Origin of the sequence: Halorubrum sp. CGM4_25_10-8A, assembly GCF_005435025.1 — an archaeon.
GTDB classification, from domain to species: domain Archaea; phylum Halobacteriota; class Halobacteria; order Halobacteriales; family Haloferacaceae; genus Halorubrum; species Halorubrum ezzemoulense.
In genome coordinates this window covers 90,594-105,015 of record NZ_SGTX01000007.1, presented here as the reverse complement: position 1 = coordinate 105,015, position 14,422 = coordinate 90,594, and the positions used below count along the sequence as shown (strand labels likewise).

Annotated in this window: 14 protein-coding genes; 4 read left to right on the top strand and 10 right to left on the bottom strand. The window is 71.0% G+C overall.

Annotated features, from left to right (window positions below):
• Window positions 1-20: 20 nt before the first annotated feature.
• From EXE52_RS09545 to EXE52_RS09530, 4 genes are all read right to left on the bottom strand, one after another.
• Window positions 21-2,297: a hypothetical protein gene (locus EXE52_RS09545; RefSeq protein ID WP_137703713.1), complete on the bottom strand. Its 2,277-nt coding sequence runs from the start codon at window positions 2,295-2,297 to the stop codon at window positions 21-23.
• Window positions 2,298-2,428: 131 nt separating this feature from the next.
• Entirely contained in the window at window positions 2,429-2,902 is a 474-nt protein-coding gene (locus tag EXE52_RS09540; RefSeq protein ID WP_086215809.1) for an NUDIX hydrolase, read from the bottom strand.
• Between the two features lie 81 nt (window positions 2,903-2,983).
• Entirely contained in the window at window positions 2,984-3,961 is a 978-nt protein-coding gene (locus tag EXE52_RS09535; RefSeq protein ID WP_049929602.1) for a transcription initiation factor IIB family protein, read from the bottom strand.
• 270 nt (window positions 3,962-4,231) lie between these two features.
• Window positions 4,232-4,888: a hypothetical protein gene (locus EXE52_RS09530; protein ID WP_049929603.1), complete on the bottom strand. Its 657-nt coding sequence runs from the start codon at window positions 4,886-4,888 to the stop codon at window positions 4,232-4,234.
• Window positions 4,889-5,007: 119 nt separating this feature from the next.
• Between EXE52_RS09530 and EXE52_RS09525 the strand changes: the two genes are divergently transcribed.
• From EXE52_RS09525 to EXE52_RS09515, 3 genes are all read left to right on the top strand, one after another.
• A complete protein-coding gene (locus tag EXE52_RS09525; protein ID WP_049929604.1) occupies window positions 5,008-6,183 on the top strand; it encodes a Xaa-Pro peptidase family protein in 1,176 nt (391 codons plus the stop codon).
• A gap of 84 nt (window positions 6,184-6,267) precedes the next feature.
• Window positions 6,268-7,452: an MFS transporter gene (locus EXE52_RS09520; RefSeq protein ID WP_089308083.1), complete on the top strand. Its 1,185-nt coding sequence runs from the start codon at window positions 6,268-6,270 to the stop codon at window positions 7,450-7,452.
• A gap of 154 nt (window positions 7,453-7,606) precedes the next feature.
• Window positions 7,607-8,719 (top strand): hypothetical protein, encoded by a 1,113-nt coding sequence (locus EXE52_RS09515; RefSeq protein ID WP_049929606.1) that lies wholly within the window; start codon window positions 7,607-7,609, stop codon window positions 8,717-8,719.
• A gap of 72 nt (window positions 8,720-8,791) precedes the next feature.
• Here EXE52_RS09515 and EXE52_RS09510 read toward each other — a convergent pair whose 3' ends face one another.
• Window positions 8,792-9,028, bottom strand: coding sequence for a hypothetical protein (locus EXE52_RS09510; RefSeq protein ID WP_008442562.1), 237 nt, complete (start codon window positions 9,026-9,028; stop codon window positions 8,792-8,794).
• A 71-nt stretch (window positions 9,029-9,099) separates the two neighbouring features.
• On the opposite strand from EXE52_RS09510, the gene EXE52_RS09505 reads away from it, so the two are divergent.
• On the top strand, window positions 9,100-9,486 hold the full coding sequence (locus EXE52_RS09505) for a hypothetical protein (protein ID WP_049929607.1): 387 nt from the start codon (window positions 9,100-9,102) through the stop codon (window positions 9,484-9,486).
• Window positions 9,487-9,570: 84 nt separating this feature from the next.
• Here the strand turns inward: EXE52_RS09505 and EXE52_RS09500 are convergent, their stop codons facing one another.
• The 5 genes from EXE52_RS09500 to EXE52_RS09480 all read right to left on the bottom strand — a co-directional run bounded on the left by EXE52_RS09500 (window position 9,571) and on the right by EXE52_RS09480 (window position 14,401).
• Window positions 9,571-10,173 carry a CDP-alcohol phosphatidyltransferase family protein gene (locus EXE52_RS09500; protein WP_049929608.1) on the bottom strand — a complete coding sequence of 201 codons (603 nt, stop codon included), beginning with the start codon at window positions 10,171-10,173 and terminating at the stop codon, window positions 9,571-9,573.
• A gap of 26 nt (window positions 10,174-10,199) precedes the next feature.
• Window positions 10,200-10,757 (bottom strand): adenylate kinase family protein, encoded by a 558-nt coding sequence (locus tag EXE52_RS09495; protein ID WP_089307672.1) that lies wholly within the window; start codon window positions 10,755-10,757, stop codon window positions 10,200-10,202.
• Window positions 10,754-11,848, bottom strand: coding sequence for a histidinol-phosphate transaminase (gene hisC / locus EXE52_RS09490; RefSeq protein ID WP_089307673.1), 1,095 nt, complete (start codon window positions 11,846-11,848; stop codon window positions 10,754-10,756). The genes EXE52_RS09495 and hisC overlap by 4 nt, the downstream gene beginning before the upstream one ends.
• A gap of 83 nt (window positions 11,849-11,931) precedes the next feature.
• Window positions 11,932-13,377 (bottom strand): GTPase, encoded by a 1,446-nt coding sequence (locus EXE52_RS09485; RefSeq protein ID WP_089307674.1) that lies wholly within the window; start codon window positions 13,375-13,377, stop codon window positions 11,932-11,934.
• Window positions 13,378-13,657: 280 nt separating this feature from the next.
• The gene (locus EXE52_RS09480; protein ID WP_089307675.1) at window positions 13,658-14,401 is read right to left on the bottom strand and encodes a fumarylacetoacetate hydrolase family protein; all 744 of its coding nucleotides are present in this window, start codon (window positions 14,399-14,401) and stop codon (window positions 13,658-13,660) included.
• Window positions 14,402-14,422 lie beyond the last annotated feature (21 nt).

The following is a 14,422-nucleotide window of genomic DNA, read 5'->3' as shown; positions in this document are numbered from 1 at the left end:
AGCCGCGGCGGTCGGACCGACTACAGGTCCGGGACCGTCATGTGGAACCCGCCGTCGCGCGCCTCGACGAGGCACAGGTGGAACCCCTGCTTGCGCGAGAGTTTCACGAAGCTCGCCCGCTTGGACCGGCTGAACAGGCCGCCGCCGACCGCATCGCTCGCGGTCTCTAAGGCCCCGGGCTCGAAGAAGCTCTCAGTCACCGCGAACGCCCCGGCGAACGTCTCGTTGGAGGCGGCGATGTCGCGCCCGTTCTCGACGAGCGACTCCAGCGTCCCCTCGGGCGTCGGGTCCCGGCTGTCGTTCAGGTCGGCGACGAACAGCGGGTGTCCCATGCGATCGCGCAACACGAGGTCGAACGACCGCTGCTCGCGGACCTCCTCGCCGCCCTCGCGGAGTTCGACCGACACCGTCCCGCCGATCTCGGCGCGGTCGATGTCCGGGAGCGCGTCGTAGAGGTCCCGAAGCGTCCCCTCGTTCCCGGTACCGCGGACCTCGAACGGGAGGTCCTCGACGAGCCAGCGGGTGAAGCCGTACTCGATGGTGTCCCCGAGGAACTCCTCGAACGGCCGCCCGTCGACGGCGAGGCCCTCCGTCTCGAAGCTGGTGTGGTGTTCGACCCGGAGGTTCTCGCGGAGGGCCTCGCGGTCGACGCTCCCGTTGTGGGCGTCCGCCAGCGTCGCGCCCTCCTTCGATTCGTACCTGATGAACAGGTTCGTTCCGCTGCGCGCCTTCGCGGGGGTGAGCGTCCGCTCGGCGTCCGGGAGCCGGTCCTTCGCCTCGGAGAGCTCGCGGCGGAGCCGGTCGCGCTCCTCCCGGAGGTCGCCGACCTCGGACTCGAGCCGCTCGACCTCGTCGACCAACTCGTCGCGTTCGGTCGCGATCTCGTCGCGCTCGGCCGCTAGCCGGTCGCGTTCGTCGGCCAGCGACTGGCGCTTCGTCTCCGTCTCCTCGAGGGCCGCCTCGAGCTTCCGAAGCCGCTCCGGGCTCGCGTCGCCCGTCGCGTCGCGGGCGTCGCGGGCGTCGCGCTTCGAGACCGCCGACGGCGTCGACGCGGACCGCTCGGTGGAGCGCGGCGACGGCGACCCGCCGTTCGCGTTCGATCCGCTCCGCTCGGCCCGCCCGGGGTCGGCCGCCGAACGAGAACGCTGCGACGGCGGGTCGGGACGCTCGTCGGCCCCGCGGGGTTCGTCGCCAGCCTCCGACGGGTCGAGCGCCGGGATGGACTTCTGCTCCCGCCACTCGGCCTCCTCCGAGAAGACGTCCTCGTCGCTCGACGCGTTCCCGGTGCCCGACGCGCCCTCGGCGTTCGATGCGTCTCCCGCGTCCGGCGTTCCCCGGGTGTCCCGCGAAGCACCGTCTCCGGTCGCTTCGGTCGGTGGCCGGCGCTCGCGGTCCGCCACCCCCGCCGCCTCGACGTCCGTCTCCGCGGCGTCTATCTCCGCGGCGTCGGCGGCTCCTATCTGTACCGCGTCGGGCGACTCTTCGCCCTCCCCCGTCGTCGCTTCACCGCCCGCTTCGGCCGCGTCGGGCCCGTCCGAATCTGAGTCGCGAGCGGCGGTCGTCGGGTCGTCTCGGGGCCGGGCCGCCGAGCCGTCGTCCCGCCCGGTGTTCGGCGCGGGATCAACGGCGTCCGCGGGGGAAGCTTCATCGGCTCCGCCCGGCGTGTCCCTCCCGTCGTCGCCCCTCGAGTCGGGGTCGCTCCCCGCGTCTTCCGTCTCGTCGGTCGTCCCGTCGTCCGTAGCGTCCGCCGTCCCCGCGTCGTCCGGGAGCGGGCGGACGTCGAGATCGACCTCGTACACGGTGTAGATGCCGACCTCGTCCGCGGCGAGTTCGAAGGCGTCGTCCCCCGTCTCCAGCCGGCGCGCGTTGCCGACGTACGCGGCGGCCATCGACTCGCCGCCGGTGTACGCGACGTAGTAGTCGCCGGAGAGGACGTTCTCCGACAGCTCGATGTAGCCGGTGAATCCGCCCTGCGAGAGCTTCCGGTCCGCCTCCTTGAGCGGCGTGTCATTGGTGTAGTACTTCGCCCGCGGCTCGCCGCCGAGCTCCTGCATCGCGAAGAGCACCGGGAGCGCGTCGTCGGGGGCCCGGTAGACGGTCCCCGAGGCCTCCGCGAAGGCGTCGAGCGTCGCGTCGACCACGCTGACGACGCGACCGTCGACGAGGAACACCCACCCGACCCCGTCGGTCGCGGCGCCGGAGAACCCGTCGTCGACGATCCGCCCGAGCCCCGCGAGCCCGTCGGAAAACGAGCGCTCGTCCCACTCGGCGATCGCTTCCCTTCGCTGTGCGTCCATCCTTGCGTTTACGTCGCCAACACCGACTCAAATACCTTCCGGAGCGTGAGACGGCCGTCTGACGCCCCGCTCCGCCGCTCCGACCGGTGGACGGCGGCGGCCCCGAGAGCGCTCTCGACGGCCCGTCCCGCTCACCCCTCGTCGACTGCGGCGATCGCCTCCCGACCGAGGTCGACGACGTCCTCCGGGAGGTCGCTCGCCGCGAGTTCAGACCGGGTGTACCAGCGCCACTGGTCCGGGTCGACCTCGTCGTCGCCGTCGGGAGCGATCTCTCGGGAGTCGACGCGGGCGTAGTAGAGGTGATCGACGTGCTGGTGGCCCACCGACCCGTCCTCGTGGACGTTGATGTCGTGGAGCATGAGGTGGGCCGGCTCCGGGAGCCCGCGGGTGTTCGGGCCCGTGATCTGCGACTCGGCGGCGACCAGCTCCGGCGTCAGCCCCGTCTCCTCGCGGACCTCGCGGCGAGCGGCCTCGTGCGGGAGCTCGTCGCGGTCGACGTGGCCGCCGGGCGGCAGCCGGATGCCGAGCCGCTCGTGGTCGTGAAGCGCCGTCGCCCCGTCGTTGACGATGTACGTCGTCGCCGTGAAGTGGCGGGTCGTCTCCATACGTGCGGGTGGCGACGCGTCGCCTTCGCGGTTTCGACCCGGACGGAGGGCGACCGACGCGGCGGCGGGCAGAAAAGCGGCTCAGTTCAGCGCGACGGAGTCCTCGGCCTCGAGGAGCTCGTGGTACCGGTTCCGGATGGTGACCTCGCTGATGTTCGCGACCTCGCTGACCTCGCTCTGGGTCACCTTCTCGTTGACCAGCAGCGAGGCGGCGTAGACGGCGGCGGCGGCGAGCCCGACCGGCGATTTGCCGGAGTGGATCCCTTGCTCCTTCGCCGTGTCGAGCAGGCTGCGGGCGCGGCGCTCGGCCTCGTCGGAGAGGCCGAGGTCGGAGGCGAACCGCGGGACGTAGCTCTCGGGGTCGGCGGGCTGGATCTCCAGCTTCAGCTCGCGGACGACGTAGCGGTACGTCCGAGCGATCTCGTCCTTCTCGACGCGGGAGACGCCCGCGATCTCGTCGAGGCTCCGCGGCGTCCCGGCCTGCCGGGCTGCGGCGTACAGCGAGGCCGTCGAGACGCCCTCGATGGAGCGGCCGGGAAGCAGGTCCTCGTCGAGCGCGCGGCGGTAGATGACGCTCGCGGTCTCGCGGACGTTGTCGGGGAGGCCGAGGGCGCTGGCCATGCGGTCGATCTCGCCGAGCGCCTGCTTGAGGTTGCGCTCCTTGGAGTCGCGGGTGCGGAACCGCTCGTTCCACGTCCGCAGCCGCTGCATCTTCTCGCGCTGGCGGCTGGACAGCGACTTACCGTAAGCGTCCTTGTCCTGCCAGCCGATGTTCGTCGAGAGCCCCTTGTCGTGCATCATGTTCGTCGTCGGGGCACCGACGCGGGACTTGTTGTCCTTCTCCTTGGAGTCGAACGCGCGCCACTCCGGCCCGCGGTCGATCTCGTCCTCTTCGACGACCAGTCCGCAGTCGACGCAGACGGTCTCGCCGTGTTCCGTGTCCGTCGCTAGCTGACCGCCGCACTCGGGACACCGCAGTTCCTCCTCTTGGCTCTCCGACTCGGTTTCGCGCTCGTCGTCGGCCGTCTCTGTCGTGTACGTTCGAAGGTTCTCGCTCATTGGTTTGGTACGTGGAGGGAACAACGAAACCGAGAGACGGATCTCGGTGTTTTCCTCATCTTCAGGTAAGTGAGCCAAATAGTTAAATGTTTGTGTGGTTGGTACCTCTGAGACACGCCCGAAAACGGAGTGTACAACCCTGTAAGATTCGGTATTCGAGATGCCTCCTGCGAAACCACGTCACGAGCGAAACAGACGGACTCTCCCCGGGATATAGTATATAGGCGTTTCGCGGTGACGGGACGGCGTTCGCGGCGACCGATCCGGCCGTCAGTCCCCGGTCGCGAAGGTCGCGCTCGCACCGACGAGATGGCCGACGACGACGCCCAGTCCGGTCACCAGTAGCACTGTCGCGGCGAAGTCCGGACCGGCGGTGACGCCGGCCGCCTCCGTCACAGGTATCCCGTCCGCGTCGGAGATCGGCACCGTCCCGTCGGTCGCGTGACGCGTCAACGGCACCCGAGAGACCGCCCGCAGCGCGAGCATCGTCGGGAGGTATCCGAGGGTCGCGCCCATGCCGGTCACGGCGCCGGCGAGCAGGTCGTCGATACCGAGGTATCGGACGGCGGCCGCGGCGCCGAGAGCGAAGGTCAGCGGGACCGCGCGGAGCGGCCACAGCGCGGCGTCGGCCTGTATCAGCGGATGCCCGAAGATGACGTGGTTCGACAGCCCGGGTCCCGTCCGGACCCGGACCCAGTGGGCGTCGAGGAGGAACCAGATCGACCCCTCGACCGCGGATATCGGGCCGCCGACCATCCACCGGGCGACCTCGGACTCCCCCGGCGAGACGCCGGCGACCGCGAGCCCGATCCAGGTGAGCGCCAGTCCGAGCAGCGCCGCAGCGCTCCCGCAGGCGACGGCGACCGGCAGCCAGCCGGACGGGAGGTGTACGAGCGAGAGGAGGGTAGTTCGTCGGTCCGTCGACATCACGCCCCGGTCGTTCCGGCTTGGCGGGCATATGCTTTGTCGCGGGTCGTCGAGGCCCCTCACCGTCTCGCCGGTTCCGAGAGGACAACCGCTTTGCCCCTCCCCGAACAGGGGCACGTATGAACCGACCGCGGCTCGACGACCGCCTCGCCGACCTCGAGACGGACGGCTACCTGATTGACGCCTCGCAGGAGGACGCCAACCAGCTGTACCTCTCCGGGTTCACCGGGCCCGACCCGTTCCTCACGCTGTACGCCGACGGAGCGGTCCACGTCCTCGTCGGCGGCCTGGAGTACGGGCGGGCGAAGAAGGAGGCGACGGCCGACGGCGTCGAGCGCCACGCCGACTACGACTACGAGTACGGCGGGCGCGAGGCGCGAAACGACATGTACGCCGCGTTCGTCCGCGACAAGGGCGTCGAGTCCGTCTCGATGCCGCCCCGCGGCCCGGTCGGTACCGCCGACGCCCTCCGGGAGCGCGGCGTGGCGGTGACCGTCGACACCGACGACCGGCTCCGGGAAGTCCGGGCGGTCAAGACCGACGACGAGATCGAGGCGATCCGCGAGGCCCAGGCGGCGAACGAGGCGGCGATGCGCGCCGCCGAGGACCTGATCGCCGGCGCGGACGTGGCGACCGAGAGCGACGACGCGGAGACGGGCGTCCTGCTCCGCGACGGCGAGCCGCTCACCAGCGAGCGGGTGACCGAGGAGATCGAGGTCACCCTCCTGCGGCACGGCTGCGCGCTCGACGAGACGATCGTCGCCGGCGGCGCGCAGGCCGCGGACCCCCACGACCGCGGCTCGGGCCCGCTCCGCGCGGACGAGGCGATCATCGTCGACATCTTCCCCCGGTCGAAGGCGACGAAGTACAACGCCGACATGACGCGGACGTTCTGCGTCGGCGAGCCGAACGAGACCCTCCGCGAGTGGTACGAACTCACCGAGCGCGCCCTCGACGCCGCGCTCGACGCGGTCGAGCCGGGCGCGACCGGGGAAGACGTCCACGCCGCCGCCTGCGAGGTGTACGAGGAGGCCGGCGAGCCGACCTTCCGCACCGACCCGGAGACGGAGACCGGGTTCATCCACTCGACGGGGCACGGCATCGGTCTCGACGTCCACGAGTCGCCGCGGCTCGCGAGCGGCGGCGGAGAGCTGGAGCCGGGCCACGTGATCACCGTCGAGCCCGGCCTCTACGACCCCGACGTGGGCGGCGTCCGGATCGAGGACCTCGTCGTCGTCACCGAGGACGGCTACGAGAACCTCACCGACTACCCGATCCGGTTCGCGGCCGAGTGAGCTCTCGGGCGGTCCGGCCGGAGAGGCTCCGGTTCGTCTGACCGCGATCGGAAGCCGCTTTGACCCGTGTCCGGTACGGCGACCGTGAACTGGCGGTACGAACACACGGCGCTCGCGCTCTGTACGCTCGCGTTCACCGGCACCATGGTGGCGCGGCTGGCCGTCAGCCCGCTGGTCCCGGAGATCACGACGCAGTTCGGCGTCACCAACGGCACCGTCGGGCTCGCGCTCAGCGGCATGTGGCTCACCTACGCGCTGGCGCAGTTCCCCTCCGGCGTCCTCGGCGATCGCTACGGCGAGCGCCGCGTCATCCTCACCGCGGTGGGGGCCACCGCGATCGCGTCGGTGCTCCTCGCCGCCTCGCCCTCGATGCTCGCGTTCGGACTGTTCGCGGCCGTTCTCGGCGTCGGGGCGGGGCACCACTACTCGGTCGCGACGACGTTCCTCACGCGGCAGTTCGACGACACCGGCCGCGCCATCGGCGTCCACGTGGCCGGGGGACCGCTCGCGGGACTCGCCGCGCCGCCGGCGGCCGCGCTCGTCGGATCGCGGTACGGGTGGCGCGCCGGGGTCCTCCTCGGCGCTGCCGTCGCGGTCCCCGTGTTCGCGCTGTTCGCGTGGCGGGTCCGGCCGACCGAACCGCTCCGCCCCGACCAGCCGATGGGCGAGCGATTCGCGTTCGGTCCGCTCGCCGAGCTGCTCTCGCGGCCCGAGATCCTCTACACGACGGCGCTGGCGACGATGGGCGCGTTCACGTGGCAGGCGACCGCATCCTTCCTGCCGACGTTCCTCGAGGTCGGGACCGGCTTATCGAGCGCGCTGTCGGCACTTTTGTTCTCGGCGTACTTCCTCGTCCACGGGGGAACACAGCCGGTCACCGGGTCGATATCCGACCGGATCGGCCGCGACGCCACCGCGATGGTGACCATGAGCGCCGGCGTCGTCGGGTACGGGGCCCTCGTCGCGACTGCGACGCTCGACCTGGGGCTGCCGGTCACGGTCGCGGGCGTCGGCCTCGTCGGCCTCGCGATGTCGTGGGGCGCGCCGGTACAGTCGCGGTTCATGGACCTCCTCTCCGACGCCGAGCGCGGCGCCGGGTTCGGGCTGGTCCGGACGGCGTACATGGTCACGGGGGCCTCCGGCAGCGTCGTCGTCGGCGCCGTCTCCGACGCCGCGGGGTGGCCAGTCGCGTTCGGGCTGCTCGCCTGCGTGATGGCGCTCGGGCTGGCCACGCTGTCGGCGAACCGGCTGTTTGGCTTGGGGTACTGACTCGCCGCAGGTATGTCAGCTACATGCCTGTTGTAGAGTTACTACACACAGATTCGGTCGACTGAACCCCGATTCGAACGCCAGCCAGAATATAATATACAAAACAAGTCAGCACGTATTTACGTACGTGTCTGGAGGGTACCGTAGACCACATATGAACAGGCGATACGTTCTCACCAGCGCGGCGGCCGTCTCTCTTCCACTTGCGGGCTGTAGCGGTTCGACCCCCGACGAGTCGGCGCCGCCGAACGGGTCCGAGGAAGCGTCCGACGGGGACGACAACGGCTCGGAGAATCAGACGGAAAGCACCGAAGACGCGGCGCCGACACTGGACGATTTCGACTACCCGGACGGGGCACGTCAGGACGGTGTCGACGGAGCGACGCTGTTCGGCACGCACGAATCGACCCTGGTCGAGGCGGGGTCGTTGACGCACGAGGGGGAGCGCACCGACGTGTTCGACGACAACGAGTTCTCCCAGACGCAGACGAGCAAGTTCGACGACAACGCCGTCTCGCGTGAGGTAACGGAGAACGGGGAGACCGAGCGTGTCTGGTCGCCGGCCGACGAGGACGTGGCGTACGTCAGGATGGAGTCCGGGTTCGAGCAGGCCTACAGGGTGGACGAGCGCGCACCGCCGACGGACGAGGTGACCGGGCTGAGCGAGTTCAGGCGGTACATCTCCGAGGTGGAGTGGGGAGCGGCGACGGAACTGGTCGAGACCGCGGGCGGCTTGGGGGTCGTCTACGAGTCGGTCGGCTACTCGGAGCGACTCAGCTTCGGGGAGATGCGGGAGTTCGACGCGTCGATAACGGTCAGCGAGTCCGGATTCGTGAGCCAGCTGGAGTACGATCAGACGGAACTCCAGGGCGGCGAAACGATCGCGTTCGACGTTACGGCCGCGATAACCGCGGTCGGCGACACGAGCGTGGACGAGCCCGACTGGGCGGACGCGGCGCGAGAGCAGGGCGTCCGGTTCGACGTCGCGTTCACCGACGACGGCACCGCGTTCCGGGTGGAGATGACGGGCGGCGACGACGTGTCCCGAGACGCACGTATTCGTCTGCGAGACGAACGGGGGAGCGCCAGCAGCAGGCTTTCGGAGCCGCTCTCGGTCGGCGACGTGCTGTTCGTCGGACTCTCCGAGAGCGGCGGCCTCCTGATCGACGAGAGCGAAGCGCCCGCCGAGGCGCGACCGCTGGCCGGGGACCTTCGGCTCACCGTTCGCACGGAGTTCCCGCTTCTGACTCACACGCGGCGGCCGTAGTCCGCCGGACGCCGCTCGCTGTCGGCGTGGTGCGTTTCTAGGAAGAAGCCGGGTCAGGCGTCGAGACGACCCTTACAGCCGGTCGTCTTCGATGCTTCCGGGGTCTTCGGCGGTGTCGAACATGTTGTTCTCGGCGCCGTCGAGCATCTCGTCGCGGGGATCGTCGTCGACGACGCTCACGTTGTACGCCTCGATGCCGGACGCGATGAGGTCCTCGGCGGCCTGCTCCTCGGAAACGAACTCCTCATCGGCCAGCTGCTGAAACTCCGCGTACACGTCGTCCGAGAGGTTCAGCTCGAAAGTGGGCATACCTCCCGTATCGACCGGACGCTTTTAAATTGTTCCCTCGTTTCGCGAGGCGTTCGGAGAGGCTGGTTCCAGTGAGCGACTCTGCCGAGACGATCATCGAAACGTACGACGACGGCCATCGGATCGTCCGCGAGGAGCGTGTCCGCCCTGACGCGTACCACTTCGACGGCCCCGACGGGCGCATCGCGCCGTCCGACCTCCCGCAGGCGGCCCGGCTGTACGCCGATCTGTACGCTATCGCCGGCGGGTTCGACGAGAGACAGACCGGCAGACGGGGTACCCCGCCCTCGGTCGTCCGAGCCGACGAGGAGGTCCGGATGACGTGTCTCGCCGTCAGGCTGTCGGTGGCGTACGCCGCCCGGGCGTTCGACGTCGACGAGTCGATCGTCCGCGACGCCGTCGACGACGTCCACGCGCGGGGGTCGGAACTGCGATCACGGGCGGGCGAGAACGGCTGAGAACCCATCGCCGACGACGATCCGAACATCTGCTCAGGCGCCGCTCTTGGGCAGGACCGGACCGGGGGAGGGAACCGCGAGCGGCTACAGGTCGCTCCACGCGCCGAGGAACCGCTGGACCGCGGTCAGGTGACCGACGACGGCGAACAGCGCGAGCAGCAGGCCGACGACGTTCAGTCCGGCGACGATCGGCGCCGAGTAGACCGCGGCGACGACGCCCACGACGCCCATCAGCGCGAGCCGGTCGGCCCGGCCGAGGAGGCCGCCGTACTCGCGGCCGATCCCGACCGCCTGGATCTGCGTGCCGAGGTACGAGGTGAGCAGGACGCCCGTGACGGCGGCGAAGCCCAGCGCGTACGCCTCCACGCCGGCCGTGAGCCCGCCGATGACAGCCACGTCGGCGTAGCGGTCGAGGACGTGGTCGAGGAAGTCCCCGCCGTCGGAGGCGATCTCTTGGTGGCGCGCGAGGGCGCCGTCGACGAGGTCGAGCCAGCCGTTGAGGAGGACGAGTAGCGCGCCGGCCGCGTACAGCGGCGTCGACCCGGCGGCGAAGGCCGCGGCGGCCCCGACCGCGACGAGGAAGGCGATCACGCTCACCTGGTCGGGCGAGAGGCCGAGCCTGTCGGCCGCGGACACCCACGGGCCGAGCAGCCGGTCGGCCACGGAGCGGTACTGGTCGAGGGTCATCTACCGTCTCGACGCTCGCGGCCGGCTCATATATAATCGATGAAGTCCACGGTGCCGGCGCTCGGCTCGCGCTCCCCCTCGATCGCTGCCCGGATCGCATCGGCGACCGCCTCGGGGTCGCGGTCGGTGGCGTCCACCTCGTAGACGTTCTCCGCGCCGTGTTCGGCCACCGCCTCCGAGAGGATCACGTCGAGCGCCTCGCTCTCGGCGTTCTCGGCCGCCGTCTCGGCCGTCTCGCCGCGCGCCTCGAGTCGGGACTCGACCGTTTCGGGGTGACAGCGCAACACGACGACGCGGTCGACAGCGAACCGGTGCGCGAGGTGCGAGTCGAGGACCCCGGACCAGCCGCCGAGGTCCTCGCGGACCGCGTCGAGGTCGGCGACGAGCGTGTCGCGCTCGTCGTCGCGCTCGGTCCAGAGGTCGTCGTCGGACTTGATCCGGTCGTTGAGGTGGATCACGTCGTACTCCCCTTCGAGCAGCGCCGTCGCGGTCGTCTTCCCGGTCCCGGGCGTGCCCGTGACGGCGACGCGGTCGGCGCGGTCGCGGTCAGGGCTGGCGTCGGCGTCGTCGGCCCCCGCCGTCACGCCCGAACACCGAGGTCGAGGTCGGCCAGCGTCTCGTTGAGCAGTTCGACCGCCTCGCGGGTCTCCTCACGGGTCCCCGTCGAGATACGGACGTGCTCGGGGAGCCCGAACGAGGTACAGTCGCGGATGATCACGCCGCGCTCTTGAGCCGCCTCCGCGACGCGCTCGCCGTCCCCCACCGCGGCGAGGACGAAGTTCCCCGCGGAGTCGACGGTGGGCGCGTCAAGCTCGTCCGCGATGTACTCGCGGGCCCAGCGGGCGGACTCGATCGACTGCTCGACGTGGTCCTCGTCGTCGAGCGCGGCGAGGGCGGCCCGGCACGCCAGCTCGTTGGCCGCGAACGGCGTGTTGACGCGGGCGTACGCCTCGCCCCACGCCTCGGGGACGACGCTGTACCCGATCCGGAGCCCGGCGAGCCCGTACGCCTTCGAGAAGGTGCGCAGGACCGCCACGTCGTCGCGCTCGTCGGCGAGCGGGATCGCGCTGTCGACGTCCGAGAACTCCCCGTACGCCTCGTCGACGACGACCAGCGTCTCCGGCGCGGTCGCGTCGGCGATCGCCTCGACCTCGTCGAGCGGCATCGTCGAGCCAGAGGGGTTGTGCGGCGAGGTGACGTAGACGATGCGCTCGCCCCCGTAGGCGGACAGCACCGTCTCCGCGTCCTGCGCGAAGCCGTCGGCGGTCGAGAGCTCGTACTCGGTCACCTCGCCGTGGTGGTACCGCGAGGACATCGCGTAGTACGCGAAGCCGGGGCTCGGCACCAACACCTCGTCGCCCGGCTCCAGCGCGGCCCGAGAGAGGTAGTCGATCGAGCCGTCGGCGCCGGGCGAGACCCACACCTGCTCGTCGTCGACGCCCCACTTCTCGGCGATCTTCGCGGTGAGGTCCGTGTGCGAGGACTTCGGGTACTGGTTCACGCGGTCGGCGTGGTCGCGAATGGCCTCGACGGCCGCCGGGCTCGGGCCGTGCGGGTTCTCGTTCGAGGAGAGCTTGATGAGGTCGTCGGGGTCGATCCCGCGCTCGCGGGCGACTTCCTCGACGCCCCGCCCGGGCACGTACGGCGAGTGATCGGAGAGATCCCGTGGTCGCATGCCCGGAGGTCGGGGGCGGTCGGGCTTAAGGGTGGTCTTGACGGACGCCGGTCACGGCGCTCCCGGGTCGGTGTCGGGAGCGCTCACGGGGGCGAACCCGCGCCGCGCAGCCGCCGCTCCGCCTCGGCGACGACGTCGGGCCGTCCCGCCAGGTCGACGGCCATCGTCTCGCCGCCGTACTCGACGCCCGCGACCACCGCTCGGTCGTACGCCCACGAGAGCGCGGCCTGCGCGTCCCCGCCGTTCTGGACCTCGACGGTCGCCGTCGCCGTCGGCAGCGCGTCCGCCACCGCGTCCGCGAGGTCGCCGAGCCCCGACTCGTCCCGGACGCTCACCGGAACCGGCGACCGGAGCGCGTCGGCGACGGGCGCGTCCCGCGGGCCGAGTTCGGCGACGACGGTTTCGTACGCCTCGACGGCGGACGCGAGCCCGTCGGCATCGACCTCGTCGACCTTCGACAGGACGGGGACGACCGGGCCGTCGGTCGCTTCGATCGCCGACAGCGACGCGCTGAGCTTCCGACGGAGGGCCGCGGGGTCGTCGCTCGCGTCCACGACGAGCAGCGCGCAGTCGGCGGCCCGGACCGCGTCGATGGTGGCGCGGAACGAGCGCACCGCCTCGTGCGGCAGCCCGTCGAGGAACCCGACGGTGTCCGTAAGCAGGGTGCGCCGTCCGGCGACGGTCGCGCGGCGCGTGGTCGTCGAGAGCGTCTCGAACGGGCGGTCGGCGACCGCGAGCGCACCGGCGTCGTCCGCCGGGTCCCCCGCGGCCGTGTCGGCGCACGCTGCGGGCCGATCCGAGGCCTCGGCACCGAAATCGGGGTCGTCGACCTCGTCCGCGAGCCGCCGCGCCAGCGTCGACTTCCCGGCGTTGGTGTAGCCCGCGAGGGCGATCAGGTCGAACCCGGCGTCGCGGCGCTCCGCCCTGCGCGCCGCGCGGTCGTCGGCGATCTCGTCGAGCGCGCGCTCGGCCGACTCGATCCGCTTCTCGACGTCGAGGACGCGGCTGTCGCCCTCCGGCCGGAGGCGCACGTCCTCGCTCGCGTCGCGGGCGACCGCTTCCCGGAGTCTCGGCAGCTCGTAGCGGAGCCGCGCCAGCTCCAGCTGTCGGTCGGCGGCCCGCGAGTCGGCGGCGTCGGCGAACAGCTCCAAGGCCAATCGCGGGCGGTCGACGACCGCGGTCCCGGTCGGCAGCAGGTCGCCGAGTGAGAACGTCTGTCCCGGCGACAGGCTGCCGTCGTAGATGACGGCCTCGGCGTCGGCGTCGGCCGCGAGCCGCATCAGCTCCTCCGCCTTCCCGCGCCCGAGGTCGTAGGTCGGGTCCTCGCGCCGTCGCTGGGTGACCTCGCCGACCACCGCGTAGCCGGCCGCAGCGGCCAGCTCGCGGATCTCCGTTGTGTCTGGCGGGTCGTCCTCGGACCGCGCCGCGACTATCGCTCGGGTCGCATCGCTGTGTGCGGCGTCGGTCTCGGTTGTGCTCGGTCCGCTCGATTCGTCGCGTTCGTTCGTCGCGTCGTCGTCTCGTGACATTCGGTCGGGCGCTCGCGTCGGCCCGGAGAGGGGAGCGTCTCCGCTCCGCGTGCGGTCTCGGCGGCGCGTCCGATCGGTCGATCCGATTCGGACCGGTTGTCCCGCGTCCGACGGGGCCGGCCGGCGTCGGATCGCGCCGCGACGGTGCCGTCAAGGTTCGGCGACGAACGAACTGGTCTCCATACCTCCGACTCCGGGGGCTGGCATATAAGCGTTCACCGGAAACGAGGTGTGGTACCGAGCTACAGGAACGGCCGGACAGGTCGGTCGGTCCGGGCGTTCAGGGGACGCGAACGTCGTGTTCGAGCGTGCCGACGCCCTCGATCTCGATCTCCACCGTGTCCCCGCCAGAGAGGGCGCCGACCCCCTCCGGCGTGCCAGTGGCGATGACGTCGCCGGGCTCGAGCGTGAGGTACGTCGTGATCTCCTCGATCAGCGTCGGCACGTCGAAGATCATGTGCTCGCGGTCGCTCGACTGCTTCGTCTCGCCGTTGACGCGGAGCTCGACGCTCGCGTCGGCGGGAACCTCGTCGGGCGTCGCGAGGACCGGGCCGAGCGGCGCGGCGCCGTCGAACGCCTTCCCGCGCACCCAGTTCTGCTCGCGGTTCTGGTCGTCGCGGTTCGACACGTCGTTCATACAGGTGAACCCCGCGACGACCTCCATGGCGTCGGCGGCGTCGACCGCCTTACACTGCTCGCCGATCACGACCGCGAACTCCGCCTCCCAGTCGATCCGGTCTTTGCCGGCCGGGACGGTCACGGTGTCGCCGTGGCTCGCCACCGCGTTCGGCGGCTTGAGGAAGAGCAGCGGGCGGTCGGGCACGTCGTTCCCGAGCTCTTCCGCGTGGTCGGCGTAGTTGCGGCCGATACAGACGATCTTCGAGGGCTCGCTCGGCGCGAGCACGTCGATCGCGGGGTCCGAGAGCGCGTACGCCTCGCCGCCGAAGGCGACCGTGTCGGTCGCCGGGTCGTACTCGCCGTCGCGGATCGATCCGGCCGGATCGCGGAACCGTACGTGGTACATACGAGGCCGAACGGGCGGCCG